Consider the following 24,225-nt stretch of genomic DNA (forward strand, 5'->3'; position numbering starts at 1 on the left):
TAAAAAACAACAAGCCGTTCCCGTTGCCGGATCGTCGATCCGGTGATTCATAACATGGAGAAGAGACAATGCAGGATCAGTACATCCTCGCGCTCGACCAGGGCACCACCAGCTCGCGCGCGATGCTTTTCGACCGTCAGGGCAACGTTATCTCGACGGCCCAGAAGGAATTCCAGCAAATCTATCCGCGTCCGGGCTGGGTCGAACACGACCCGCAGGAAATCTGGTCGACCCAGGCGGGCGTCGCGGCCGAGGCCGTCACGCGTGCCGGGATGAACGGTACGTCGATTGCCGCCATCGGCATTACGAATCAGCGCGAAACCACGATTGTCTGGGATCGCGAAACCGGCCATCCCATCTACAACGCCATCGTCTGGCAGGACCGCCGCACGGCCGACTTCTGCGATGAACTCAAGGCTCAGGGCCTCGAAGAGAAAGTCCGCGCCAAGACCGGTCTGCCGATCGATTCGTATTTCTCGGCCACCAAGATCCGCTGGATTCTCGACAACGTCGAAGGCGCGCGGGAAAAGGCCAAGCAAGGCCGTCTCGCGTTCGGCACCGTCGACAGCTGGCTGGTGTGGAACTTCACCAAGCACGGCCTGCACGTCACCGACGTCACCAACGCGTCGCGCACGATGCTCTTCAACATCCACACGCTGCAGTGGGACGACGAACTGCTCCAGGCGCTCGACATTCCGCGCAGCATGCTGCCCGAAGTGCGTCCGTCGTCGGAAGTCTACGGTCCCACCAAGACCACGGTGTTCGCCTCGAAGATCCCGCTCGCCGGTATCGCAGGCGACCAGCACGCCGCGCTGTTCGGCCAGATGTGCACGCGCTCGGGCATGGTGAAGAACACCTACGGCACAGGCTGCTTCCTCGTGATGAACACCGGCGACAAGCCGATCGAATCGAAGAACAACCTCGTCACGACGATCGCCTGGCAGATCGGCGACCAGATCAACTACGCGCTCGAAGGCAGCATCTTTATCGCCGGCGCGGTGGTGCAGTGGCTGCGCGATGGGCTGGGCATCATCAAGAGCGCGGCGGACATCGAAACGCTCGCGCGCAGCGTGCAGCACAGCGACGGCGTGTACCTGGTGCCGGCCTTCGCGGGTCTCGGCGCGCCGCACTGGAATGCACGCGCACGCGGCACGCTGTTCGGCGTCACGCGCGGCACGACCTCGGCGCATATCGCGCGGGCTGCGCTCGATTCGATCGCCTACCAGTCGCTCGACGTGCTGAAGGCGATGGAAGCCGACTCGGGCATCCGCATCGGGGAGTTGCGCGTCGACGGCGGCGCCTGCGCGAACAATCTGCTGATGCAGTTCCAGGCCGACATCCTCGGCGTCGACGCTGTCCGTCCGAAGGTCAGCGAAACGACCGCGCTCGGCGCAGCGTACCTGGCGGGTCTCGCGGTGGGCTACTGGAAGGACGTCAACGAGCTGCAGAGCCAGTGGGCGCTCGATCGCCGCTTCACGCCGGATCTGGAGCCGGGCGAGGTCAAGAGCAATCTGGCCGGCTGGCAACGCGCGGTCCGCGCGGCGAAAGCCTGGGCCGATACGCCGTGATCGTTCGTTCCGACACACGCCGAGGGGCGTGTCTCCATTGACACAGCATTGAGGCCATGAAGCCGCGTCCGAGGCGGCTTCCCTAACAAATATATTTTGGAGAACAAATCATGTCACCCTATATTGCCGAATTCATCGGCACAGCGATGCTCGTCCTGTTGGGCAACGGGGCCGTCGCCAACGTATTGCTCGCCCGCACCAAAGGCAAGGGTGCCGACCTGATCGTCATCGTGATGGGCTGGGCGATGGCGGTCTTCATCGCGGTCTTCATGACGGCGTCGTTCAGCGGCGCGCATCTGAATCCGGTCGTGACGATCAGCCTCGCGCTGGCCGGCAAGTTCGCGTGGAGCAAGGTGGGCGGCTATATCGCGGCGCAGATGCTCGGCGGCATGGCGGGCGCGGGCCTCGTGTGGATGGCTTACCGTCAGCACTTCGAGAAGGAAACGGATGCCGACATCAAGCTCGGCGTGTTCTGCACGGCGCCGGCAATTCGAAGCGCCCCGCATAACTTCCTGACCGAAATGATCTGCACTTTCGTGCTGATTCTCGGCGTGCTGTATCTCGCTTCGCCGCAAGTCGGGCTCGGTGCGCTGGATGCACTGCCGGTGGGCCTGCTGGTGCTCGGCATCGGCATTTCGCTCGGTGGCCCGACGGGCTATGCGATGAGCCCGGCACGCGATCTGTCGCCGCGTCTGATGCACGCGCTGCTGCCGATTCCCGGCAAGCGCGACAGCGACTGGCGCTATGCATGGGTGCCCGTGATGGGCCCGCTCGCCGGCGGTGCGGCTGCCGCATGGATCTACCTGCACGTCCATTGATGCTCATACCGGCCGGGAGCGAAACGGCCGCGCAGACGCCGACAAAGCACGTATCATGATGCTTTCAAGTTTGCGCACGGGCCTCGCGGCCTACGCGCCTCTCGCTCCCTGTTCCGGCATGATCGATCATCTCATCTGTGACTGCGACGGCGTTCTCGTCGACAGCGAAGTTATCGCTGACCACGTACTCCTCGAAACGCTCTCGGCCACCTTCCCCGGTCTCGACTTCACCGGCGCCGTGAAGACGGCGTTCGGTCAGCAGACTTCGCGCTTTCTCGAAGGTATCAAGACGTCGTTCGACATCGAACTGCCTGCCGATTTTCTCGAGACGGTCGAGCACAACGTCGAACTCGCGCTCAGTTCGAAACTCACCGCGGTGGGCGGCGTGCGCGACGCGCTGCAGCGGGTGCCGTTGCCGGCGGCGGTCGTCTCGAATAGCCGTATGAAGCGCGTGCAAGCCTCGGTGCGGCGCGCCGGGCTGCAGCAGGTGTTCGGCGAACGTGTCTTCAGCGCCGAGCAGGTGGCGCGGCCTAAGCCCTACCCCGATGTCTATCTGTTCGCCGCGCAACAACTGGGCGTGGAGCCGGCCAAATGTCTGGTGGTTGAAGACAGCGTCGCCGGTCTGAACGCCGCACGCGCGGCCGGCATGAAGACGATCGCGTTCGTCGGCGCGAGTCATATTCCGGAAGGCTATGCGGATGCGCTGCGCAAGATGGGCATGACCCGCATCATGGAGCATATGGACGAACTGCCGGCGCTCGTCGAAGCCGGCGTGCGCGGCGAGTTCGGGGAAGTGCAGTCTTAAAGTGCCGGCCCGGGTGGCAGTGTGAAGGGCAAAACCCACGCTCGCCGATCGTGCGCGGGCGTTGCCCTCCATCACACCTCAATCACGCTTCGTCCACGCAGCACTCGCGCGCCGCCGCCAGCGCGGCACGGAATTCCACCAGTTCGGCAATCGTCAGCATCGGCAGATTGTGTTGCGCCGCGAAGCGCTCGACATCCGCGCCGCGCGTCATCGTGCCGTCTGCGTTCATCAATTCGCATAGCACGCCGGCAGGCCGGAGACCGGCGAGAATCGCCAGATCGACCGTGCCTTCCGTATGGCCGCGCCGCGCCAGCACACCGCCGGGCGACGCGCGCAGCGGGAACACGTGACCAGGACTGACGATATCGGTCGGCTTGGCGTTCTCGGCAATCGCGGCGCGAATCGTCGTCACGCGATCCGCTGCTGAGACGCCGGTCGTCACGCCTTCACGCGCTTCGATCGACACCGTGAACGCCGTACCGTGACGGCTCTCGTTGCGGGTGGCCATTGGCGGCAAATGCAGCGCGCGCACCTTGTCGTCGGGCAGGCACAGGCAGACGATGCCGCTGCACTCGCGGATCAGCAGCGCCATGGTCTCGTTGGTGAGCCGCTCGGCGGAGACGATCAGATCGGCTTCGTTCTCGCGGTCGTGGTCGTCCTGCAGGACCACGGCGCGGCCATCGCGCATGGCTTGCAAGGCAGCGGCGATGCGCGGCGGAACCGGTTCGCTGGCGAGCTGTGGGAGATCGGCGAACGCATCGTCTGCAATCGTCGAAGGGGCAGGAAAAGTAGTCAAGGACATGTGAAACGCTCTCGCAAAAGTTGGGCGAAAAACGTTTCAGGGCATTGCAAACAGGCAGCACTCGCCCCGGCGGACGTTCAACGGAACGCCCACGCTCCGCCCGGAAATGCGGGCAGCGCAACGGGGACCGACATGACTATCTGCACATCTTCTTCCATCCGGACTATGACCGTCGGCTCTGGCATCGCACCAGATCTGCTGACCCCGCTGCGCCTCCGATCCTCTGAAGACATTCACAACGCGGGCGCTCGCGGGCTCGCCGGCAAGCGCGATTGCGCTGCCTGCATACCGCCGGTGGGGAATTTCACCCCGCCCTGAAGACGCACTGATTGCCGGAATTTCCGGCAGGTGAAGCATACAACAGCCACGCTCGGTCTGCAGCGCAGCGGGTACGAATTAGAAAGGCACCTCGCGTACGAGTACGCGGGCCGGCGCCATCAAACCGGCGCGGCGTGGTGCCGAGCCGCATCGTGCGGCACATCCCAGCGCGGCGGCGTTTCCGCATTCAGCGTGACGCGAAACGCGCGCGCCTCGGTGTCGCCGGGATTGCGCAGGCTATGCGGCTGGTCGGCGTCGAACACGATCGCGTCGCCGGTGGCCAGCAACTGGCGCTGATCGTGCACGCTGACTTCCAGCGTGCCCTCGCTCACCACCAGATTGACCGTCGTCCCGGGCGCACGGCGGATGCCCGGCTCGGTATGCAAGGGCGCAATGCGTAGCTCATGGAATTCGGCGGTCGCCGGTTCCGCATCGGGATACAGCGGCCGCGCGGAATAACGGCCGTTCGAGCTGACGAGGCGAGTCGCCCGGTCGGCGGGCAGGTGTTCGAAACCGTTGGTGGCATGACGGCGCAGGAACGCGGCAACCGAGACCTTCAGCGCCGCGGCCACCTTGCACAACACCTTGATCGACGGCACGCTGCGAGCCGATTCGATCTGCGCCAGCATCGCACGCGAGACGCCCGAGGCGCGGGCCAGCGCATCGAGCGACAACTGCCGCTCAGCCCGCAAGCGGGCCAGATTGACACCGACCAGATGTTCCAACGCATCGAAGGGTTCCGCGGCCCGCGGCCCTTCGAGAGCGTCACTCGCGGGATCGCGAACCAGCGCAAGCGGGGAATGCATGAGTGCCTCCAGTAGCGCCGCCACATGGCGGGCAAAGGGTTAGTGGAGGCAAGATAGCACCGCGATTCGTTACGCCCAACGAAGTTATCTTCACACTGTTATCAGTATTGCGGAGGACGTTTCTGGCAAAGCTTGTGCCGAATCTTCATATCGCCTCGCCGACCGCGCCCTTACGGACCGGCGCATCCATGCGCGCCGCCAGCCAGGTGAGCAGCAGCGCCGCGAGGGAGACGACCGCGGCCACCCAAGGCAGCGCGTCGAGCCCCATGCCGTGGCCGATCGCCAGCCCGCCAAGCCATGCGCCGCCCGCATTGCCGAGGTTGAAAGCGCCGATATTCAGCGTCGACGCCAGGTTCGGCGCAGCCGTGGCCTTCTCGACCACGCGCATCTGCAACGGCGGCACCGTCGCAAACGCGGCGATTCCCCAGACGAAAATCGTCATCGCGGCGGCCACCTGCGAATGGCTGGTGCGCGTGAAGATCGCCATCACGACGGCGAGCGCCAGCAGAATGCCCATCAACGACGGCATCAGCGCGCGGTCGGCGAGCCTGCCGCCCACGGTGTTGCCGATCGTCAGGCCCACGCCGAACAGCACCAGGATCAGCGTGACGCCGCGCGGCGAGAAGCCGCTTACCTGCTCGAGGATCGGCGCGATGTAGGTGAACACGACGAACACGCCGCCGAAGCCCACGATCGTCATCGCCAGCGCCATCCATACCTGCGGGTCTTTCAGCACGCGCACTTCGTGGGCAAGGCCGGCCGGGCCGGTGTCGTGTTTGTTCGGCACCAGCGCGGCGATACCGGCGAGCGATGCCACGCCGAGCGCCGCCACCACCCAGAACGCCGTGCGCCAACCGAATTCCTGGCCGATGAAGGTGCCGAACGGCACGCCAAGCACATTGGCGAGCGTGAGGCCGGTGAACATCAGCGCAATCGCACTGGCGCGCTTTTCCTGCGGCACCAGCGACGCGGCGACCACCGCGCCGATGCCGAAGAACGAGCCGTGCGCGAACGACGTCACGACCCGCGCAATCATCAGCACGGAGTAGTCCGACGCCACCGCGCACAGCACGTTGCCGACGATAAACACGCCCATCAGCAACTGCAACGCGAGTTTGCGCGGCATCTTGCTGGTTACCACGGCGAGCAGCGGCGCGCCGACGGCAACGCCCAGCGCGTAGCCGCTCACCAGCAGACCCGCGGACGGAATCGACACCGCCAGATCGCGCGCAACCTCGGGCAGCAAGCCCATGATCACGAACTCGGTGGTGCCGATGGCAAAGGCGCTAATCGCTAGCGCAAGAAGGGGAATAGGCATCGCAGAAGTCCGGCTTGCGGGCCGGCCAGAGAATTTCAGTAGGCGCATTGTCCCGGCTGCACGTCAATTTGAGAATGGGCGTAGCATTTGAAGCATTATCAAATTATTTTGAATAATCGATGGATAACCTCGGCGACATCCGCCTCTTCGTCGAAGCGGCGCAGTTGGGCAGCCTGTCGGCGGCCGGGCGCAAGCTGGGCCTGACGCCGGCGGCCGCCAGCGCCCGTCTGACGAAGCTCGAAGCCGGCCTGAAGGCGCGCCTGTTCGAGCGCACCACCCGGCAGTTGCGCCTCACCGACGAAGGTCGCCTGTACCTGAACTGCTGCCGCCAGGCGCTGAGGGCGCTCGACGACGCCGAGGCCCTGCTGCAGGCGGGTCAAAATGTGGTGCGCGGCAAGGTGCGCATCTCGGCCACTTCGGACTTTGGCCGCAACCTGCTGATGCACTGGCTCGACGAATTCAACCTGCTCTACCCCGAGGTGACGTTCGCACTGACGTTGTCGGACTCGCTCTCGAACCTCGTGCAGGAGGACATCGACCTCGCGATCCGCTTCGGCGTACCGCAGGACAGCTCGCTGATCGCCCGGCCGCTGGCGCCCAACCGGCGTGTCCTGTGCGCCGCGCCCGAGTACATCGCGCGGCGCGGCGAGCCCAGGGACCCGCTCGATCTGGCGCGCTTCGACTGCATCGTGCTCGGCACGGCGTCCGGTCCCGTCAACGAATGGCGCTTCACGCGCGGCGAGGAGATCCAGCACTACACGGTGCCGCTCGAGACGGCCCGCGAGACCAACGACGGCGCGGTCGCCCGCGAATGGGCGCTGCGCGGCTACGGGATCGTGGTGAAGTCGATGTGGGACGTGGAAGCGGATCTGCGCTCGGACGGCCTGAAAGTCCTGCTACGCGACTGGCGGTATCCAGATGCGCCGCTGCACGCGCTGTACCACCGCAACCGCTTCATGGCGCCGCGCGTGCGGGTGCTGCTGGATTTTCTGGCCGAGCGTTTCGCCCAGGTGTCCGGCGAGCTGGAGGCCCTGCTCGGCCTGCCGGCGCTCGGGCCGCTGAATCAATCCGCGCGCGGCGAAGGGCTATAATATTCGCCTACGCTGTCAACGTGCCGCTCATACCTTGCCGCAGCCGCCTTCGGCTTCGGCCCTCGCGCCGCGCCTCGGTCCGCACACGTTTTCGCCTCTCTTCACTTTTAACGACGCCCCCAGATTAATCACTGCGACCGGCGAAACTCGATGACCAAGAAAGTTTATGTAAAGACCTACGGCTGCCAGATGAACGAGTACGACTCCGACAAAATGGTCGACGTACTCGGTGCGGCTGAAGGCCTCGTCAAGACCGACACCCCGGAAGACGCGGACGTCATTCTCTTCAACACCTGCTCGGTGCGCGAAAAAGCGCAGGAAAAAGTCTTCTCCGAACTCGGCCGCGCGCGCGAGCTGAAGGAAGCGAATCCGAATCTGATCATCGGCGTGGGCGGCTGCGTGGCGAGCCAGGAAGGTGCGTCGATCGTCGCCCGTGCGCCGTATGTGGATGTGGTGTTCGGCCCGCAGACGCTGCACCGTCTGCCGCAGATGATCGACAAGCGCCGCGAAAGCGGGCGCCCTCAGGTCGACATCTCGTTCCCGGAAATCGAAAAGTTCGACCACCTGCCGCCGGCGCGCGTCGACGGCCCGAGCGCGTTCGTCTCCATCATGGAAGGCTGCAGCAAGTACTGCAGCTACTGCGTCGTGCCGTACACGCGCGGCGAAGAAGTGTCGCGCCCGCTCGACGACGTGCTGACCGAGATCGCCGGCCTCGCCGACCAGGGCGTGCGCGAAGTGACGATGCTCGGCCAGAACGTGAACGCTTACCGCGGCGGCCTCACGCTCGGTTCGTCTGAGATTGCGGACTTTGCGACGCTGATCGAATACGTCGCGGAGATTCCCGGCATCGAACGCATCCGCTACACCACGTCGCATCCGAAGGAATTCACGCAGCGCCTGATCGATACCTACGCCAAGGTGCCGAAGCTCGTCAGCCACCTGCACCTGCCGGTGCAGCACGGCTCCGACCGCATCCTGATGGCGATGAAGCGCGGCTATACCGTGCTCGAATACAAATCGGTGATCCGCAAGCTGCGCGCGATCCGCCCGGACCTGTCGCTGTCCACCGACATGATCGTCGGCTTCCCCGGCGAGACCGAGGAAGACTTCGACAAGATGATGACGCTGATCCACGAGATGCAGTACGACACCAGCTTCTCGTTCATCTACAGCCCGCGCCCCGGCACGCCGGCCGCGAACCTGCACGACGACACGCCACGTGAAGTGAAGCTCAAACGCCTGCAACATCTGCAGGCTACGATCGAGGAAAACGTCGCCCGCATCAGCGAGTCGATGGTCGGCAAGGTCGAGCGCATTCTGGTCGAACGGCCGGCGCGCAAAGACCCCAACGAACTCGCCGGCCGCACCGAAAACAACCGCGTGGTGAATTTCCCGGTGCCGCCGGCATCGCACGCGCGGCTGATCGGCCAGATGGTAGACGTGAAAATTGTCCAGGCGTACCCACATTCGCTACGTGGCGAGCTCGTGATGGTGCATGACCCGCTGTACAACGACGCGCCGGCCACGACCCATTAAGCGCACTGAAACCGACAGGATCGATCCACCGCCTTGAAGACCACTCAGCAGCATCTGGAATTCACCGCACCGCGCGAAGACAACGCGCGGCTCGCCAACCTCTGCGGCCCGCTCGACGAAAACCTGCGGCAGATCGAGCAGGCGCTCGATGTCACGCTGCAACGCCGCGGTCACCGCATCTCGATCCGCGGCCGGGGCGCGAAGCTGGCGCTCACCGCCCTCGAAAACTTTTACAACAGCGCGCGCGATCCGCTGTCGGTCGACGACATCCAGCTTGCGCTGGTCGAGTCGCGCCATCCCGCGCGCGGCCGCAGCAACGGCGCGGAGAGCCCGGACGCGCGCTTTCGCCACGACCCGGATCATCCGTTCGACGAACCGGCCGACACCGGCGACGAAGACCTCGAAGCGCTCGGCCCCAAGCTGTACACACGCCGCGCCGATCTGCGCGGCCGCACGCCGGCGCAGCGCGAGTATCTGAAGCAGATCATCGCGCACGACGTGACCTTCGGCATCGGGCCGGCGGGCACGGGCAAGACGTATCTGGCAGTGGCCTGTGCGGTGGACGCGCTGGAGCGCGATCAGGTCAAGCGTATCGTGCTGACGCGTCCCGCCGTGGAAGCCGGCGAGCGGCTCGGCTTTCTGCCGGGCGATCTCGCACAGAAGGTCGACCCGTATCTGCGGCCTCTGTACGACGCGCTGTACGACCTGCTCGGCTTCGACAAGACCGCAAAAATGTTCGAGCGCCAGATGATCGAGATCGCGCCGCTCGCCTATATGCGCGGACGCACGCTGAATCACGCGTTTATCATTCTGGACGAGGCGCAGAACACCACGCCGGAGCAGATGAAAATGTTCCTGACGCGGATCGGCTTCGGCTCGAAGGCCGTGGTCACCGGCGACACGACCCAGGTCGACTTGCCGCGCGGTCACAAGAGCGGGCTGATCGAAGCGCAGCAGGTGCTGTCGAACGTCCGTGGGATTGCGCTCACGCACTTTACCAGCGTCGACGTGGTGCGGCATCCGCTGGTGGCGCGCATCGTGGAGGCTTACGATGCACACTCGCAGAAGAACGCCAACCCGGCCGATGCGCGTTGAATCCGCTTAAAACGCTACGACACCAGGACGCATGAGCCGCACCCCGAAACTGACGCTGAACCTGCAATTCCCCGCCGCCAAGGCCTGGCCGGAGCACAAGGCGATTCTGCCGCGTGCTACCGTGGCCGGCTGGATCAAGGCGGCGCTCTTTGCCGATGCGGAACTGACCGTGCGCCTCGTCGACGCGGAAGAAGGCCGCACGCTGAACCGCACCTATCGCGGCAAAGACTATTCGACCAACGTGCTGACCTTCGCCTACGCTGAATCGGAAGACGATCCGGTCACGGGCGATCTGATCCTGTGCTGCCCGGTGGTCGAGAAGGAAGCCGCCGAGCAGGGCAAGCCGCTCGCCGAGCACTACGCGCATCTTCTGGTGCACGGCACGCTGCACGCGCAAGGCTACGATCACGAGGTCGAAGAGGAAGCGCAGGAAATGGAAGCCATCGAAACCGAGATCCTCGCCAAGCTCGGCTTCCCCGACCCCTACCAATAGCCGCCTGAACAATCCGCCGTGAGCGCCCCTTTCCCCGAACCCGACGACCGCCCGCCCTGCCCCGGCTACCCGCCGGCGCTCGGCGAATCGCGGCTCCTGACGGACGAGGAACTGCACGCCTCGCTGGAATGCACCCTGCGCGACTGGGACCGGAAAAGCGACCTGTGGCTGTTCGGCTATGGCTCGCTGATCTGGAACCCAGGGATGCCGACAGTCGAAGGTACGCGCTCCAAGGTGCATGGCTATCACCGCGGACTGTACCTGTGGTCGCGGGTAAACCGCGGCACGCCGGAGCAGCCGGGGCTCGTGCTGGCGCTCGACCGCGGCGGCTCGTGCACCGGCATTGCGTTCCGGCTGGCCGCCGAGGGCGCGATGCCGCACCTGGAAACCTTGTGGCGCCGCGAAATGGCGATGGGCTCTTACCGGCCGGCCTGGCTGCCGTGCAATCTCGCCGATGGCCGGCGCGTCGACGCCCTCGCCTTCGTCATGCGCCGCGACGTGCCGAGCTACACCGGCAAGCTGGCCGATGAGATCGTGCAGACGGTGTTCGGCTGCGCCTGCGGCCGCTACGGCACGACGCTCGACTACGTCAGCCGCACTGTGACGGCGCTGCGCGAAAGCGGCATGCCGGACCGCGCGCTCGAAGCGCTGCTGGCGCGCTGCCGGGAAGCCGGCAGCGACGGCGGCTGAGTCGCCTTACACCCGGCTTTCCGCCGCCGATTTTTGCTCCAATGCGCATCGGCCGTCTTTATCCGTTAGGATTGACCCAAGCCCCCGACCATGCGAAGTGGCCGTTGACTCGCCGGCGAGCCCGGCGGGACACGGTCCTGCCATGTGCGTGGTGTATCCTTAATGCTCTGCAACAGCGCGCCCAGTCTTGCCGGGCGCACCACCATGAACGACACGTATCCCAGTCGACACCGAACTAGCGACAAACCACAGGAAAAACGCTCCCTGCTTGAGCGTCTGACCGACTTCATCTCGCCCGAGCCCGAATCCCGCGGCGAACTTCTGGAAATCCTGCAGGACGCCCATGAGCGCAACCTGATCGACGCGGATTCGCTGTCGATGATCGAAGGGGTTTTCCAGGTCTCCGAACTCTGCGCCCGCGACATCATGATTCCGCGCGCCCAGATGGACGCGATCAACATCGCGGAAACGCCGGCGGAATTCATCCCTTACGTGCTGGAGAAGGCGCACTCGCGCTATCCCGTCTACGAGGGCAATCGCGACAACATCATCGGCGTGCTGCTCGCCAAAGACCTGCTGCGCTATTACGCAGAAGAGGAATTCGACGTGCGCGGCATGCTGCGCCCCGCCGTGTTCATTCCGGAGTCCAAGCGCCTGAATGTGCTGCTGCACGACTTTCGCGTGAACCACAATCACATCGCGATCGTCGTCGACGAATACGGCGGCGTCGCGGGTCTGATCACGATAGAAGACGTGCTGGAGCAGATCGTCGGCGACATCGAGGACGAGTACGATTTCGATGAAGAAAGCGGCAACATCATCGCCTCGCCGGACGGCCGCTACCGCGTGCGTGCGCTGACCGAAATCGAGCAGTTCAACGAAGCATTCGGCACGCACTATTCGGACGAGGAAGTCGACACCATCGGCGGGCTCGTCACGCATCATTTTGGGCGCGTGCCGCATCGCGGCGAGAAGGTGCGCATCGACGACCTGATCTTCGAGATCCTGCGCGGCGACGCGCGGCAGATCCACATGCTGCTGGTGCGCCGCGACCCGCTCGCGGGCCAGCGCGAGCGCGAAGCGCAGCACGTGCAGACCTGAGTTCTTCCCTTTCCTTAACACCGACCGCGCAATAATGGCCGACCCGATCACTTCCCGTCTGCGCCGTAGCGTGACGTCCGCCGTCGCGCAAGCGCCGGGCCGGACCTTGCCGCGCTGGCATTACCTCGTCGCACTGATCGCCGGTGCGGCGAACACGCTTTCGTTCGCACCGACGCCGCACGGCGGTTGGCTCGAACTGGCGATCTTTGTGTTTTTCTTTGCGTGGCTCACGCGCACTAACGGCTGGAAAAGCGCCGCCTTGACGGGTGGTGCGTTCGGCTTCGGCAACTACGTCACGGGCGTGTGGTGGCTGTACGTCAGCATGCACGACTACGGCGGAATGGCAGCGCCGCTCGCGGGGGCGGCGCTGGTGCTGTTCACGTTGTATCTCGCGGTGTATCCGGCGTTGGCTGCGGGCGTGTGGTCGTTTTGCGCCGGTCATGCACGCAACGGCACGCTCGACGACAAGCCGTTTTCTCCGACGTGGCACGGTGCGTTTGCGTTCGCCAGCGCGTGGGCGGTTAGTGAATGGCTGCGGGGCTATGTGTTCACTGGATTTCCGTGGCTAGCGAGCGGTTATGCGCAGGTGGACGGGCCGCTGGCGGGGTTTGCGCCGGTGGCCGGTGTGTATGGCGTGGGCTGGATGCTGGCGCTGGTCGCGGCGTTGATCGTGCAGGCGCTGGTGCGTCTGCGTGAGCCAGCGGAAGCGCGTAACGGCGCCACGCGCGTGGCTCGTGTCGTGCCTGCGGGGATGGTGGCGATTGTTCTGATCGCGGCTGGTATGTTGCTGCCTTTGGTTGCGTGGACGATTCCGGCCAATGCGCCGCTTAACGTGCGACTCCTGCAAGGCAACGTCAAGCAGGAGATGAAATTCGAACAGGCCGGCATGATCGCCGCCATCAACGAATATCAGCAGATGATTACGGCGAAGCCCGCCGATCTCGTAGTGACGCCGGAGACGGCGATTCCTGTGCTCATCCAGGAGCTGCCGGACCCGTTTGCGATCGCTGTTCGTCACTTTGTGGATACGACCGGGACGTCGGTTCTGTTCGGTGCGCTGGGCGGCACGATTACGCCTGATGGTCACCTGACTGATGTGACCAATAGCCTGTTCGGCATCACGCCCGGCTCGCGTGAGTTGTACCGCTACGACAAGCATCATCTGGTGCCGTTTGGCGAGTTCGTGCCTTGGGGCTTTCACTGGTTCGTGGCGATGCTGAATATTCCGCTCGGGGATCTGGCGCGTGGGGTGCCGGTGCAGAAGCCGTTCCTCGTGCATAACCAGCCGGTGGCGGTCGATATCTGCTACGAGGATATTTTCGGCGAGGAGATTGCAAGATCGATTCGTGAGAGCGATACGCCGGCGGGGGTGTTGGTTAATTCCACTAATCTGGCGTGGTTTGGCGACACGATCGCTCTTGACCAGCATCTGCAGATTGCGCGGATGCGCTCGCTCGAGACCGGACGGCCGATGCTGCGGGCGACTAATACCGGCACTACGGCTGCTATTGACGCGCATGGGAACGTGTTGGCGCGGCTTGCGCCTTATACGGTAGGGGCGATTGATGTCACCGTGCAAGGGACCTCGGGGAAGACGCCGTATGTGAGCAGTGGGAATAATACGGTGCTGGCTGTTTCGCTGTTTTTGCTGGCGTTTGGGTTTGCGTTTGGGCCGGGGGGACGGCGGGGGAAGAGGGGTGGGTAGACGGCCTTGCGAGATAGGCCCGATGGAACAACGCGGAAAACAGCGCGGGGTGGACCCGCCCCTACACCCCCGTTCCTGGCTGGGAGAGGCACGTCCTGATACGCCTTTCAGCTCGACGCCGCTTCCTGAGCCAGTTTCCGAATGTCCGGGTCCGCGTCGTGCAAGCACTCCGAAATGATTGCAGGCGCCAGCACGCCTCTTTCGCTCATCATGCTTACCGTTCCACATCGGCACAGCGTACAAGGATTATTTTCATAATCCCAAATGAGCGCTTCCAGGAGATCGCAAGACTCGTTCTCACGGCACATTCTCGCAATGCTGAAACCGATCGCATGAGCCTCGCCATCACTCGCGGAAATGCCTGACAACGCAGATCTCACGAGAAAGGCGTCTTCATTGCGATAGTGTTTTACGAGCGTTTCCATACCGTCCGATACGGCCTTCGCGGATCGCGCAGAACGCAGGGCCGCGCGCGCGAAATTGCCCACGCTCGGATCGTGGCACTGTGCAAGTGCAGTAATTGCTGCGGCGCGAACCTTGTCGTGATCTGATTCCGCCAGCTTCCATATCGCAGGATGCAATTCCGGTAGCATTGCTGCGCGGAAAACCCACAGCAGTCGCAAGCAGACCTTCTCATCGCTTTCGTTGATCAAACGAAGCCAGACTACTTTCAGTTCGTCCACAGTCGCGTATTTGCCGAAGCGCGTGTATTTGAATGACGTGTCACCGACGCCCGCTGCCGCGTCAGCGAGTATTTTCTCGAGTGGAAGCTCGCGACGCGAACTCTCCCTTCGCTCCTCGTCGCGCAGAGGCACCTTGTCTGTCTGAAACTCACGCTCCCACGACTGCTCACTGTTCCAGAAAGCGCTGATTGCTTCATCGGATACCGCGAGTTGCTCAAGCACAGCATCTGCCGATTCTCGAAGACCCGATTCACCCGCAAGGTGATATGAAAACGGCAACCTCTCCTCGGAACTCTCAAGCAACGACCGTCCAAAACGTCGCGCCAGTTCCACAACGGCATCGACACCGTCCAACAAAACAAGTGCGTTGCAACCGAACTGATCGCCCTCAAGCACAAACGACTGATCGAGTACGCGATGTCGAAGTGCATTGGCTGCGATCTCGTCACCATGTATGGCTAGTTGCGCGGTCAATTCGCAAAGATGTTCGATATCGTTGTTGTCCGTTTCCTGGCGAAACGCGGACAGGATTGCCGAGGCGAACACGGGATACTCCTCGCGTCCCTTGAACATGCTAAAGAGCCACGGCGCCCGACTCGACTCGCATTGCCGGTCGTACGCGGGGTTCTTCAGGCATGCTGCGAGAACAAGATCCGCGACTTCGGCCAGGCCGAAGTTTTGTACGTGCAAGAAGGCGCGGCCGTGACCTCGTTTGAGGGCTGAGGAGAATTCTTCTCTTGATAAATATTTTTGCAAGGCAAGGTCGTTTGGAACGAAATGGCCACGAACTACGAGGATGTATAGACGGCGTACACGGTCAGCACACTTCCGTTCACGTCGACCTTTTTGCACCACACGTTTCTTCGGTTCGGAACTTCGACGAATTGACCATACGCTATCTCCTTGCATATGTCAGATTTCAACGCTGAGGCCAGCATTGGGAACGACCTTTCAGGCACGTCCTTCATCAAAGTACCGAAGAAGCCGGTGACGTTGCTGAACCGTCCTTGAGCGACGTACGATTCGCTCTTGAAATTTACAATATATGTGTACAGAGGCATCAGAGATTGGGAACTCCAGCATCTGCGTAACATGCATTCGCACACATTAATGTGCGCCCCCGTCGTGTCGAGTCGCGTCTGTCATGGCTCTGAATAACACCTCATCGCGAGTAACCAGAAACAATGTTGGGGAACCGGCTCCGAGTACATGCAGAGGTTCGAGCCTTATGACCTGATCCCAGAAAGCCTTCGTGCGCTCACGTTCCGAACTAAGCACGCTAAATCCCCATGTGTTGACGAAATTTTCGTGAGGTACAAACTCCTGGTTCCGGTCGTAGACGTACCATTCATCAAATCCCGGAGTCGGAAGCTCGATGACAGACTGCACCTTCGGGCTATACGCGAGCGCGCCGAACCTGCGCCATCCGGCTCCAACCTTATCGCTGGTTGGCGTGTATGGCCCGCTATCGCAACTCGCTACGACGATATACCGTCCTATTACCAACTGCGGACAGCGTTGAGTTAGCTCACCCATCCATGCATCTGTTCCGCCCTCCCATTCCGCGACCCAATATCCTGCACGATATCCAACTCTGATAGTTCTAGCCGCTTCCACGTTTCGCTGCCTCCGATTGGTAACCTGTTCGTGGAGGAGATTTTGAATTGCTTCGCATCTCGAAACAAGCTGTGCGGTCGTAAACCATACACATCTACCTGTCACCTTTGCGCCACGACGCATGGGGAGACGCACCTAGAATCCGTGTGACTTCGTCTGGATTCAGGTGGACTCCTCGGATACGCATTAAATACTTTTCACGAGTTAATGCCCGTCGCCTACATCCCCAATGTGCTCGCCCGTACTGTCGAACACATCGCCTGCATCTGGGTTCACCGAGCAATCGTCCTTCGCTTTGGAGCCGGGACGATTGCGGTTGCCCTTTAACTAGATCAATCACTGACCTTTAAAGTAGGCAGCATTTTTCTGTATCAACGGAACAAGCAACTGCAATAGTGGTACCGCTCTCTCTCGTAGCGAAATCCAAGCGGGGTGTCTCATTGCAGTTAGGCACCCCTCGTGGTTTGTCGTCGTCATCCCAGTCGGTGCCACGGCTTCCCGGGGAAGATCTTCCAATGCCTCCGTCAGGTCGCGGAGTGCCTCGCTCTGCTCCCCTGTCAAATGAGTTTCTGGCGATCGCAGTAGTAAAAAACAACCATCTTGCACATCGTGTTGAATTTCCCAAGGTGCGTTGTAATTACCCATCTCCTCGCATTGTGTTGCCGCATCATGTGACAACACTTGGAGCGCCTGGGTAAAGCTCAAAAACAGAGTTTCGAAAGCCTCTCTGTCATCTGGTTGCTCGTAGGTTATAGGTGAGTCCATGGCAAGCACGCCGATCAGTTGATTCACGGTATGAAAGGTATATCAACTATCGGTTCGATTGGCTCAATCGGTCCTTCGATCGTTGGTTCTAAAGGCGTAGCGGTTCTTGGACCAGGATAAGCCTCATCCGGTGTTATCGGCTTCCCGCTGAGATCGCAACGGATCCAACCGGTCTTTTGCTCGCCGGGCCGGGGTGTTAGCGTCTTCCAGTATCCCCTTGACCCTCGTGGTCCGCCATTTTCTTCGCTGGGAACAAACTGGCACGGTGCCCTCTGTCCCGACGATTGCTTCCGACCAAGGGAGTTGCCAGGCCGTGGCGCCTGCGGGTTTGGCGTCCAAGGCCCTCCAGGAACGACACCGTTTGGGTCCGGGATGATGCCCGCCAACCCAAGCGGATCTTTCCGGCTGACTGGACTCCCAGCCACGTAAGCATACGCATTCGTCTGCCCACTCGCCCAACCTAGGGGGCTTCGCTGATGAACCTGCCGATGCTCGGACTGTAGTACCGGTTCTGAAAGTAATGCATCGGTACTGCAGCGGCACGCCATCGTTGGCGATTCAGCGGTCACGTCGTATCGGCATTCACTGAATGCTACCAATGTCGAATTCCGGCCGCGACTAACGCGAACTCTTCACTCGATTCGAGTAAGGGAGGCCAAACGAAAGGCCACCTCGCATCGTAGTCGCGCTGGCTGAGTGTACTTACCTGCCAAGTAGCGCCTCAGCGCATCTCCAGTTACGCGAGCGTCAGCACTACGAACCCTATGCAGATATTTTCGTCAGGGAGGCACAGGCACCCTCGACCTAAAGATCAATATTCCGAGTCGAACGCCTACCCACATTCCTAACCCCATTCCGAAGAATATGTAGGATTGTGTGGATTCGTACCATCCGTATTTGAGGAAAAAGGCAAACCACTCCCCTACGCTCATTGACAGAATGGTCATTGCAAAAAAGTGTACCCACTGCCATGGCGAGAGCACGCCGTTAGACCATGCAGGCACTTTCCATTTTCTCGCTTTCGGCCAAACAAGATGGTGCAACAGTAGAAAGCCCAAGGAACCAAGCCCTCCCATCGCCACCCCCACTAGACCAATAAACATCCGGACTTCAATCGAGAAGGTATCAAGTGGTGACGCAAACAGTCCTGCACTCAAAGCCCCCGATAAAGCCACCAGCTTGATCACTGGCCAGATCCTCAATTTATTTTCCACGAGTCGTGGTCACCTCAATGCCAACTGCTGCACAGGCAGAACCCTTAAAGCTATCACCCGGGAAACTACCGGTAACACTGCCGCCCAACCCTCGATAGGGTTTCCAGCCGAATCCCGGAAGACCTGAGGAACCGGACTGGCTGACTTCCATACCGCGAGAATAGGTACCACTTCCAGTAATGGGCCCCCAGTTAGCATCGGCCTCCGCAAAACCACCAACAGTCACGGATGATCCGATAGCGCTTTGGCTAGGAACGGCGCCATCGGGGTCATAACTGACTCCCCCACCCAAACCAAAGCCGCCGCGCCCCCCATATCCCGTGATCGTCGAACCATCTCCGTAGACAGTAACCTGTCCGCCGATCCCCACATAGCCACCAACGCTAACGCTCCAGAATCCCAAAGGATCTGTTAACGAAACCGGGTTCCCACCCACATAGGCATACGCATTCGTCTGCCCACTCGCCCAGCCAACCGGATCCTCGCTGATGAACCGCCCGGTTTGCGGACTGTAATACCGGTTCCGATAGTAATACATCGGTACTGCAACAGCGTGTCACTGTCCACAGTTGGGCGACCGCGTCGTAGTTGCATTTGGCGGAACGTACCCACGCTCCTCGATTGACCATAGGTAGCCCAAACTCCAAATCCACCAATTCGAGGGGCAGCGCTTTGGAGTCCTTCTGGACTAGGCGCTATCTGCCCGAGCGTGTTCAGACGCGGACGGTCGAAATAGCAGCCGATTGCAGACCACGGCAATCTGCGCCCCGATCGATGGCTCGAAAAGAACTAGCTCCAGCCTCCCATCATTGAAGTCCGCTAACCAATGGTGTTTAGAGTCAGGTTTCAACCAGGAGTCGGTGTCGGAAAAGCTGGTAGCCCAAGTCACCCAGTAATCGATCTCCTCCGTCGAAAATTGTCGTGCGGTGGACCTTAGCACTCGGCTTACTACGTTTTGCAACACGAAGTCTTCGGCGCGAAATGCTTTAACGCCGAATAACTCGACTGTGCAAAGTTGTCCCGTCACACGCAACAAGCCGATCCTGTATACCGAGGTACCTCGATCCATGCCAATTGAGACTATTTCTGCATCGTGCAGGGAGAAGTCGTTGTAGGAAACATTACCGATATCCATTTTTCCGTCCATCATTTCGGTTGCCACGGACCATGAATAGGGACGGGATCTCCGCGCGAGGGATCGCCATTCTCCTTACGCCCCCAGTCATGCCGGATTGACGCGCGCCAGCGATTCTTAGACCGCCTTGGCCTCCAGCATCTCCTCCCGCGGAGGCAGAATGTCGACCGTCACCTCCATGGGCAGCCCAATGCCCGATAGAGTGGATATCGCTTCGGTACCCATCAGGAACGAAAGGTTCGAAACAGCCTCATCCTCATCCCCCACTACGACATGCAAATCAATCCATGCACTTTCTACATCAGGCAACTGCGGGAGGCGTTCAATGGCATGCTGGAAGGTACTCCTCAGGCGCGCCACGTGACCATCGACAGTTAGCGCTTCGGACTCGTCTTTGCTTGCCCAATCCCAAACACCGTACCTTCTGACCACCTCCTTATTTGAGCGAGTGACGTGCCTGTCACCTTTGCGCCACGACGCATGGGGAGACACACCGAGAATCCGTGTAACTTCGTCTGGATTTAGGTGGTCCCCTCGGATACGCAAAGTCAGAAACATACGCATCAAATATTTCTCACGAATTAATGCCCATCGCCTAAATCTCCAATGTGCTCACCCGTACCGTCAAACACCTCCCCGGTATCCGGATTCACCGAGCAATCGTCTTTTGCTTTGGAGCCGGGACGATTGCGGTTACCCTTCTTTATGTCGTGAAATCTGTCGACAGCTTCATTAGGATTAACTCCGTTCTTGCGCCCCCAATCCTTGGCACCACGAATAGCATCAATGGCACCATCTGGCCGGCTAAATATCGGACCAAAGGTGTTGTTCCACCAGTCGTTGAGGCCCCGTGGCCCCCATGGCTTCGCGACTCCGGGAGGCACATCCTGTCCGCCCCCGCCCGGCACCGCTCCGGGAACCGGCGTGTATGGGAACGGCACCCCCTGCAATCCGAACGGATCAGACAACTGAACCGGATTGCCGTTGACGTAAGCATACGCGTTCGTCTGCCCACTCGCCCAGCCGGTCGGGTCTTCACTGATGAATCTCCCGGTTTGCGGACTGTAGTACCGGCTCCGATAGTAATACACCCCCGTCCCATCATTCTCCCGCCCGGTGTACTGCTGCGAATTCACATCCGCGGCACCCGCCAGCGTCGTCACCCCGTACGACTGGTACCTGTACTGCGTCTGGCTCTGCTGGTTCGCATCGGTCAGCGCAATCACATTGTTATTCGCATCGCGCAGCACATAGCGATCCCCACCCGCATCATCCCCAACCCGCCGGTACGTCAGCTCATCCAGTCCACCCTCCGGGTACGGCGAGAACACGCGAATCCGCCTTGACCAGTCGTTATCCGGAATCGTGAAGCTCAGCTCGTCGCCAATCCAGAACGACTGCATCCTGTGACCATTGACCGTCTGGTCCCGGCGACGCCCGGACATGTCATAGCTGAAGCTTGCCGTCACCGCACCGCTGATCTGTCCCAGCAGGCCCTGCGCGTTCCAGCTGTACTGGTTCGCCCCGTCGCTCGCGAGACTGCCGTTCGGGTCGTAGGTGTAGGCCATGCCCGCCCAGCGCGTGAGCTGGTTCGCGCCGTTGTACTGCGCGTCGCTCACCGCCTGCGGCAGGTCCACCTTCGCCAGGCTCCCGCCTGCCCTCGTGCGACGCCCCGCCGCGTCGTAGCCATACGTCAGCTCGCCCAGCACGCTGCCGTCCGCGCGCCTGTACGTGATGCCCGTCAGCTGGCTGGCCGCATCCCACGCGTAGTCCGCCGTGATGCCATTGGCCAGCGTCGCGTGACTGCGCCGCCCGAGCGCGTCGTAGCCGTAGCTGAACGTGCGCACGTCGTGGTTGAGCTGGTACTGGATCTGCGTGACCCGGTGTTCCGCATCGCGGCTGTAGTCCACCGTCGCATCGCTCATCTCCATGCGCGACAGGTCGCGGCTGTCCGGCGCATAGCGCAGCCACACCGTGCCCTGCTGGCTCGCGTGGTCGAACCAGCCGTTGAGGTAGCCCGTCACGCTGTCGTAGTAGCGGTACGTCGCCGTGGGGGCCTGGCCGTCGCCCGCGTCCGTACCCAGTTGCAGCCGGCCGGACGCATCCCTGCCGTAGCTCCACGAGCGGTTCGGCTTCGCACCCGCACTGCTGGAGAAGTAGACCGCCGCCAGCTGGCCCGCCGCATCGTAGATGTACGTCCTCACCTGCCCCTTGCGGTCGGTCACCGTCGCCAGTTCTCCGGCGCTGTTCCACGTGTAGGTCTCGCTGTGGCCCAGTGGATCGCTTTTGCTCACCGGGCGCCCGATCGCGTTATAGGTGTAGCGCGTCGTGACGCCCTTCGGATCGGCCCCGGCAAGCAGGTGCCCATTGCGGTCCCACGTGAAGCGGGTCACACCGCCCAGTGCGTCGGTGACGTCGGTGGTACGGTCCAGCGCGTCGAGCGTGCGGCGCGTCGTGTTACCCAGCGGGTCCTGTACCGCCGTCACCCGGCCTGCCGCATCGGTCGTGAACTGCGTGGTCCGGTTCAGCGGGTCGGTGACGCTCGCCAGATCCGGCCCGGCGTAGGCGTACTTCGTCACGCCCCTGAGCGCATCGGTCACCGTCAGCGGGCGGCCCTGGCTGTCATTCGTGAACGTCGTGCGGTTGCCGGCACGGTCAGTCGCCGTCAGCAGGTTGCCCTTCGCGTCGTACGTATAGACGGTGCTCACACCACGCTGTGCGTCGCCCGCCTGCGCTTCGGTGAGCAACTGGCTGTAGCTGTCGAAGCTGCGCGTAACCAGCGTGCCGGACTGGTCCGCCTCGCTGATCCGGTTACCGTTCGCGTCGTAGCCGTAGGTGTACTGGCGGTCCATCGACGTGAGGTTCGTCGTACGGCCATTCGCGTCGTACGTGAAGGTCTGCACCTGCTGGATCGGCTGACCGGCCGGGTACGTGTTGCGCACCACCCGCCCGTTCGCATCGAACTCCAGACGGCGCACGCTGCCGCGCCGGTCCGTCACTTCCGTCTGGGTGACCTTGCCGCCCGTGACCGTGTACGCCATCGCGAACGTGCTGCCGTCAGCCAGCGTCTGCGTCACCACCCGGTCGCTGTCGTCGTAGGTGTTGACCACCTGCGGGTTGCCTTCCGGGTCCGTCACGCTGACGAGACGGCTCTTCGTGTCCCAGCCGTACTTCCATACGCCACCACCGGCGTCGGTCATCTGGGTGAGACGGTCCTGACTGTCGTACTGATAGGCGACCTGCCGGTTCAGCGGATCGGTCACGCGCGACACCAGCGGCGTGCCGCGGCTACCCGTGATGGACGTAAATGCCAGTGCGCGCCCGCCTGGGCTGGTGATGCCCGTGACCGCGCCCGTCCTGCTGTCGCGGGCGATCACCACCGTGTTGCCGTTGCGGTCCTGCACACGGGTCAGGCGGTACAGGCCGGCGATCATCGTGAACTGCCGCACGCGACCATCGCGCAGCGTGAGCACTTTCGTGGTGCCACTGCCGGTGATGCTGGCGCGATAGTAGTCGCCGGGGCTCGTCAGGTCGTCCCATGTAGTACTCGTGCCCGCACGCAAGGTGAACGGCACGCGGATCCCGCCCGGCAGATACATATCGATGCGCTGCCGCGCCCCATTGGCATCCGCAGCGGCCACCGTCAGGTAGCTGTCGTAGTTAAACGTCGATCCGATGCCGAAGGCACCCGCCATCGGTCTGCCCGAGGTGTCATAGGCGCTGCTGCGGTAGACCCGTGCGAGATCGAGCGCGCCTGCCGGATCCGCAACATGCAGGTCATGGGCAACGAGGTGGAACTGGCCTGTGTACAGCCGGACCGGATCCCCGCCCGACGTGCTGCTGCCGCAACCCGCCGTCGCATCGCCGCCACCGCAGCCGCCCGCGCCGCCGGCGTTGCCGTCCACGCCATCACCGTCGATGACCACGCTCTCATCCGGCGAGACCGGTTCAACCGTCGCGCCGGCGGACGGCCCGCTGCAGTACGACGCGATCTCACCGGGGTCACCGCAGACGTACCCGCCCATTCCGCCGAAATCGGCCGTCGATGCCTTAAGCGGGCACGCCGGATCGGCGGGATAAGCGCCCGCAGCAATGTACTTCGACGGGCAGTCGACGGCATGCGCGTGCGGTGCGACAAACCACGACAGCAAGACAAACAGCAGCAGCAGGAACGGACGCTGCAGGGACTGCCGCCGCGCGGCAGCAACGTGAACAGTTCGCATGGAAAACCTGACAGATCAGATGCGGGAAAGAAACACGCGGGCCAGCCGGCTCAACGCGCAGCGGCCTGGCTGGCGGTGGCATTCGACGCATCATCCGCACGCGTGGCAGCGACACTCTCCTGCCGGCGAATCGCGGTGATATTGCCGGCCGCGTCGTAGTCGTAATACGCGGTGTTGCCCGACACCGTCACCAAGGTCAGACGCCCCACGGCGTCGTAGCCATAAGTGATGTCGTCAGCATGGGAGAGCGAAGAAAACAGCAGCACGCACACCGCAGCGAATCCACCGGCCACGCGCCCGATAACGGCCACAGGCTCACCGAGCGACCCAGCAACATCAACCCGCTTCCGGGCGTACAGAACGGCCATCGACATCATCCCCAACAAAAAACAGTAAGGTTTACTGAATGTTTTAGAAAGATATCGACTATCGAAACGGGGCG

General features: G+C 62.2%; 21 protein-coding genes and 1 riboswitch. Of the genes, 10 read left to right on the top strand and 11 right to left on the bottom strand.

Going from position 1 to position 24,225, the window contains the following annotated elements; translation table 11 throughout:
- Positions 1-68 precede the first annotated feature (68 nt).
- The 3 genes from glpK (at position 69) to BUS12_RS28660 (ending at position 3,191) form a co-directional block, all read left to right on the top strand.
- The gene (gene glpK, locus BUS12_RS28650; RefSeq protein WP_074300736.1) at positions 69-1,568 is read left to right on the top strand and encodes a glycerol kinase GlpK; all 1,500 of its coding nucleotides are present in this window, start codon (positions 69-71) and stop codon (positions 1,566-1,568) included.
- Positions 1,569-1,678: 110 nt separating this feature from the next.
- Positions 1,679-2,386 carry an MIP/aquaporin family protein gene (locus tag BUS12_RS28655; protein ID WP_074300737.1) on the top strand — a complete coding sequence of 236 codons (708 nt, stop codon included), beginning with the start codon at positions 1,679-1,681 and terminating at the stop codon, positions 2,384-2,386.
- Between the two features lie 118 nt (positions 2,387-2,504).
- Positions 2,505-3,191: an HAD family hydrolase gene (locus BUS12_RS28660; protein ID WP_074300738.1), complete on the top strand. Its 687-nt coding sequence runs from the start codon at positions 2,505-2,507 to the stop codon at positions 3,189-3,191.
- 82 nt (positions 3,192-3,273) lie between these two features.
- Here BUS12_RS28660 and ribB read toward each other — a convergent pair whose 3' ends face one another.
- The 3 genes from ribB to BUS12_RS28675 all read right to left on the bottom strand — a co-directional run bounded on the left by ribB (position 3,274) and on the right by BUS12_RS28675 (position 6,435).
- Positions 3,274-3,993: a 3,4-dihydroxy-2-butanone-4-phosphate synthase gene (ribB, locus tag BUS12_RS28665; RefSeq protein WP_074300739.1), complete on the bottom strand. Its 720-nt coding sequence runs from the start codon at positions 3,991-3,993 to the stop codon at positions 3,274-3,276.
- Positions 3,994-4,135: 142 nt separating this feature from the next.
- Positions 4,136-4,319: riboswitch (FMN riboswitch) on the bottom strand.
- A 111-nt stretch (positions 4,320-4,430) separates the two neighbouring features.
- Complete coding sequence (locus BUS12_RS28670; protein WP_074300740.1) at positions 4,431-5,117, bottom strand: helix-turn-helix domain-containing protein; 687 nt, start codon at positions 5,115-5,117, stop codon at positions 4,431-4,433.
- 145 nt (positions 5,118-5,262) lie between these two features.
- Positions 5,263-6,435 carry an MFS transporter gene (locus BUS12_RS28675; protein ID WP_074300741.1) on the bottom strand — a complete coding sequence of 391 codons (1,173 nt, stop codon included), beginning with the start codon at positions 6,433-6,435 and terminating at the stop codon, positions 5,263-5,265.
- A gap of 119 nt (positions 6,436-6,554) precedes the next feature.
- Between BUS12_RS28675 and BUS12_RS28680 the strand changes: the two genes are divergently transcribed.
- The 7 genes from BUS12_RS28680 to lnt all read left to right on the top strand — a co-directional run bounded on the left by BUS12_RS28680 (position 6,555) and on the right by lnt (position 14,146).
- Positions 6,555-7,526, top strand: coding sequence for a LysR family transcriptional regulator (locus BUS12_RS28680; protein ID WP_074300742.1), 972 nt, complete (start codon positions 6,555-6,557; stop codon positions 7,524-7,526).
- A gap of 150 nt (positions 7,527-7,676) precedes the next feature.
- Positions 7,677-9,062 (top strand): tRNA (N6-isopentenyl adenosine(37)-C2)-methylthiotransferase MiaB, encoded by a 1,386-nt coding sequence (gene miaB, locus BUS12_RS28685; RefSeq protein ID WP_074300743.1) that lies wholly within the window; start codon positions 7,677-7,679, stop codon positions 9,060-9,062.
- A gap of 33 nt (positions 9,063-9,095) precedes the next feature.
- The gene (locus tag BUS12_RS28690) at positions 9,096-10,157 is read left to right on the top strand and encodes a PhoH family protein (protein ID WP_074300744.1); all 1,062 of its coding nucleotides are present in this window, start codon (positions 9,096-9,098) and stop codon (positions 10,155-10,157) included.
- A 31-nt stretch (positions 10,158-10,188) separates the two neighbouring features.
- Positions 10,189-10,650 carry an rRNA maturation RNase YbeY gene (ybeY, locus tag BUS12_RS28695; RefSeq protein ID WP_074300745.1) on the top strand — a complete coding sequence of 154 codons (462 nt, stop codon included), beginning with the start codon at positions 10,189-10,191 and terminating at the stop codon, positions 10,648-10,650.
- 18 nt (positions 10,651-10,668) lie between these two features.
- Complete coding sequence (locus tag BUS12_RS28700; RefSeq protein WP_074300746.1) at positions 10,669-11,340, top strand: gamma-glutamylcyclotransferase; 672 nt, start codon at positions 10,669-10,671, stop codon at positions 11,338-11,340.
- 204 nt (positions 11,341-11,544) lie between these two features.
- Positions 11,545-12,441, top strand: a complete 897-nt coding sequence (locus BUS12_RS28705) for an HlyC/CorC family transporter (RefSeq protein ID WP_074301761.1) — start codon at positions 11,545-11,547, stop codon at positions 12,439-12,441.
- Positions 12,442-12,475: 34 nt separating this feature from the next.
- A complete protein-coding gene (gene lnt, locus BUS12_RS28710) occupies positions 12,476-14,146 on the top strand; it encodes an apolipoprotein N-acyltransferase (RefSeq protein WP_074300747.1) in 1,671 nt (556 codons plus the stop codon).
- A gap of 107 nt (positions 14,147-14,253) precedes the next feature.
- Here lnt and BUS12_RS28715 read toward each other — a convergent pair whose 3' ends face one another.
- The 8 genes from BUS12_RS28715 to BUS12_RS28760 all read right to left on the bottom strand — a co-directional run bounded on the left by BUS12_RS28715 (position 14,254) and on the right by BUS12_RS28760 (position 24,151).
- Entirely contained in the window at positions 14,254-15,585 is a 1,332-nt protein-coding gene (locus BUS12_RS28715; RefSeq protein WP_143788485.1) for a hypothetical protein, read from the bottom strand.
- Positions 15,586-16,782: 1,197 nt separating this feature from the next.
- Entirely contained in the window at positions 16,783-17,238 is a 456-nt protein-coding gene (locus tag BUS12_RS28730) for a hypothetical protein (protein WP_074300751.1), read from the bottom strand.
- A gap of 752 nt (positions 17,239-17,990) precedes the next feature.
- Complete coding sequence (locus BUS12_RS28735; RefSeq protein ID WP_143788486.1) at positions 17,991-18,398, bottom strand: hypothetical protein; 408 nt, start codon at positions 18,396-18,398, stop codon at positions 17,991-17,993.
- A gap of 16 nt (positions 18,399-18,414) precedes the next feature.
- Entirely contained in the window at positions 18,415-18,963 is a 549-nt protein-coding gene (locus BUS12_RS28740; protein WP_074300753.1) for an RHS repeat-associated core domain-containing protein, read from the bottom strand.
- Between the two features lie 150 nt (positions 18,964-19,113).
- On the bottom strand, positions 19,114-19,560 hold the full coding sequence (locus tag BUS12_RS28745) for a hypothetical protein (protein ID WP_143788487.1): 447 nt from the start codon (positions 19,558-19,560) through the stop codon (positions 19,114-19,116).
- A gap of 117 nt (positions 19,561-19,677) precedes the next feature.
- On the bottom strand, positions 19,678-20,124 hold the full coding sequence (locus BUS12_RS28750) for a DUF4279 domain-containing protein (RefSeq protein WP_074300755.1): 447 nt from the start codon (positions 20,122-20,124) through the stop codon (positions 19,678-19,680).
- A gap of 17 nt (positions 20,125-20,141) precedes the next feature.
- A complete protein-coding gene (locus BUS12_RS28755; RefSeq protein WP_083640655.1) occupies positions 20,142-23,783 on the bottom strand; it encodes an RHS repeat-associated core domain-containing protein in 3,642 nt (1,213 codons plus the stop codon).
- Positions 23,784-23,833: 50 nt separating this feature from the next.
- Complete coding sequence (locus BUS12_RS28760; RefSeq protein ID WP_074301762.1) at positions 23,834-24,151, bottom strand: RHS repeat domain-containing protein; 318 nt, start codon at positions 24,149-24,151, stop codon at positions 23,834-23,836.
- Positions 24,152-24,225: the final 74 nt, after the last annotated feature.

The sequence above is a fragment of the Paraburkholderia phenazinium genome (genome assembly GCF_900142845.1).
In the GTDB taxonomy this organism is placed as follows: Bacteria; Pseudomonadota; Gammaproteobacteria; order Burkholderiales; family Burkholderiaceae; genus Paraburkholderia; species Paraburkholderia phenazinium_A.

What these genes read in the sequence shown, in the direction of transcription:
- BUS12_RS28755 (WP_083640655.1), bottom strand. Translation starts at nt 23,783, where the DNA reads ATGCGAACTGTTCACGTTGCTGCCGCGCGGCGGCAGTCCCTGCAGCGT.
- BUS12_RS28660 (WP_074300738.1), top strand. Translation starts at nt 2,505, where the DNA reads ATGATCGATCATCTCATCTGTGACTGCGACGGCGTTCTCGTCGACAGC.
- glpK (WP_074300736.1), top strand. Translation starts at nt 69, where the DNA reads ATGCAGGATCAGTACATCCTCGCGCTCGACCAGGGCACCACCAGCTCG.
- BUS12_RS28745 (WP_143788487.1), bottom strand. Translation starts at nt 19,560, where the DNA reads ATGGATATCGGTAATGTTTCCTACAACGACTTCTCCCTGCACGATGCA.
- BUS12_RS28750 (WP_074300755.1), bottom strand. Translation starts at nt 20,124, where the DNA reads ATGCGTATGTTTCTGACTTTGCGTATCCGAGGGGACCACCTAAATCCA.
- BUS12_RS28675 (WP_074300741.1), bottom strand. Translation starts at nt 6,435, where the DNA reads ATGCCTATTCCCCTTCTTGCGCTAGCGATTAGCGCCTTTGCCATCGGC.
- lnt (WP_074300747.1), top strand. Translation starts at nt 12,476, where the DNA reads ATGGCCGACCCGATCACTTCCCGTCTGCGCCGTAGCGTGACGTCCGCC.
- BUS12_RS28655 (WP_074300737.1), top strand. Translation starts at nt 1,679, where the DNA reads ATGTCACCCTATATTGCCGAATTCATCGGCACAGCGATGCTCGTCCTG.
- ybeY (WP_074300745.1), top strand. Translation starts at nt 10,189, where the DNA reads ATGAGCCGCACCCCGAAACTGACGCTGAACCTGCAATTCCCCGCCGCC.
- miaB (WP_074300743.1), top strand. Translation starts at nt 7,677, where the DNA reads ATGACCAAGAAAGTTTATGTAAAGACCTACGGCTGCCAGATGAACGAG.
- BUS12_RS28705 (WP_074301761.1), top strand. Translation starts at nt 11,545, where the DNA reads ATGAACGACACGTATCCCAGTCGACACCGAACTAGCGACAAACCACAG.
- BUS12_RS28670 (WP_074300740.1), bottom strand. Translation starts at nt 5,117, where the DNA reads ATGCATTCCCCGCTTGCGCTGGTTCGCGATCCCGCGAGTGACGCTCTC.
- ribB (WP_074300739.1), bottom strand. Translation starts at nt 3,993, where the DNA reads ATGTCCTTGACTACTTTTCCTGCCCCTTCGACGATTGCAGACGATGCG.
- BUS12_RS28680 (WP_074300742.1), top strand. Translation starts at nt 6,555, where the DNA reads ATGGATAACCTCGGCGACATCCGCCTCTTCGTCGAAGCGGCGCAGTTG.
- BUS12_RS28760 (WP_074301762.1), bottom strand. Translation starts at nt 24,151, where the DNA reads ATGGCCGTTCTGTACGCCCGGAAGCGGGTTGATGTTGCTGGGTCGCTC.
- BUS12_RS28740 (WP_074300753.1), bottom strand. Translation starts at nt 18,963, where the DNA reads ATGTATTACTATCGGAACCGGTATTACAGTCCGCAAACCGGGCGGTTC.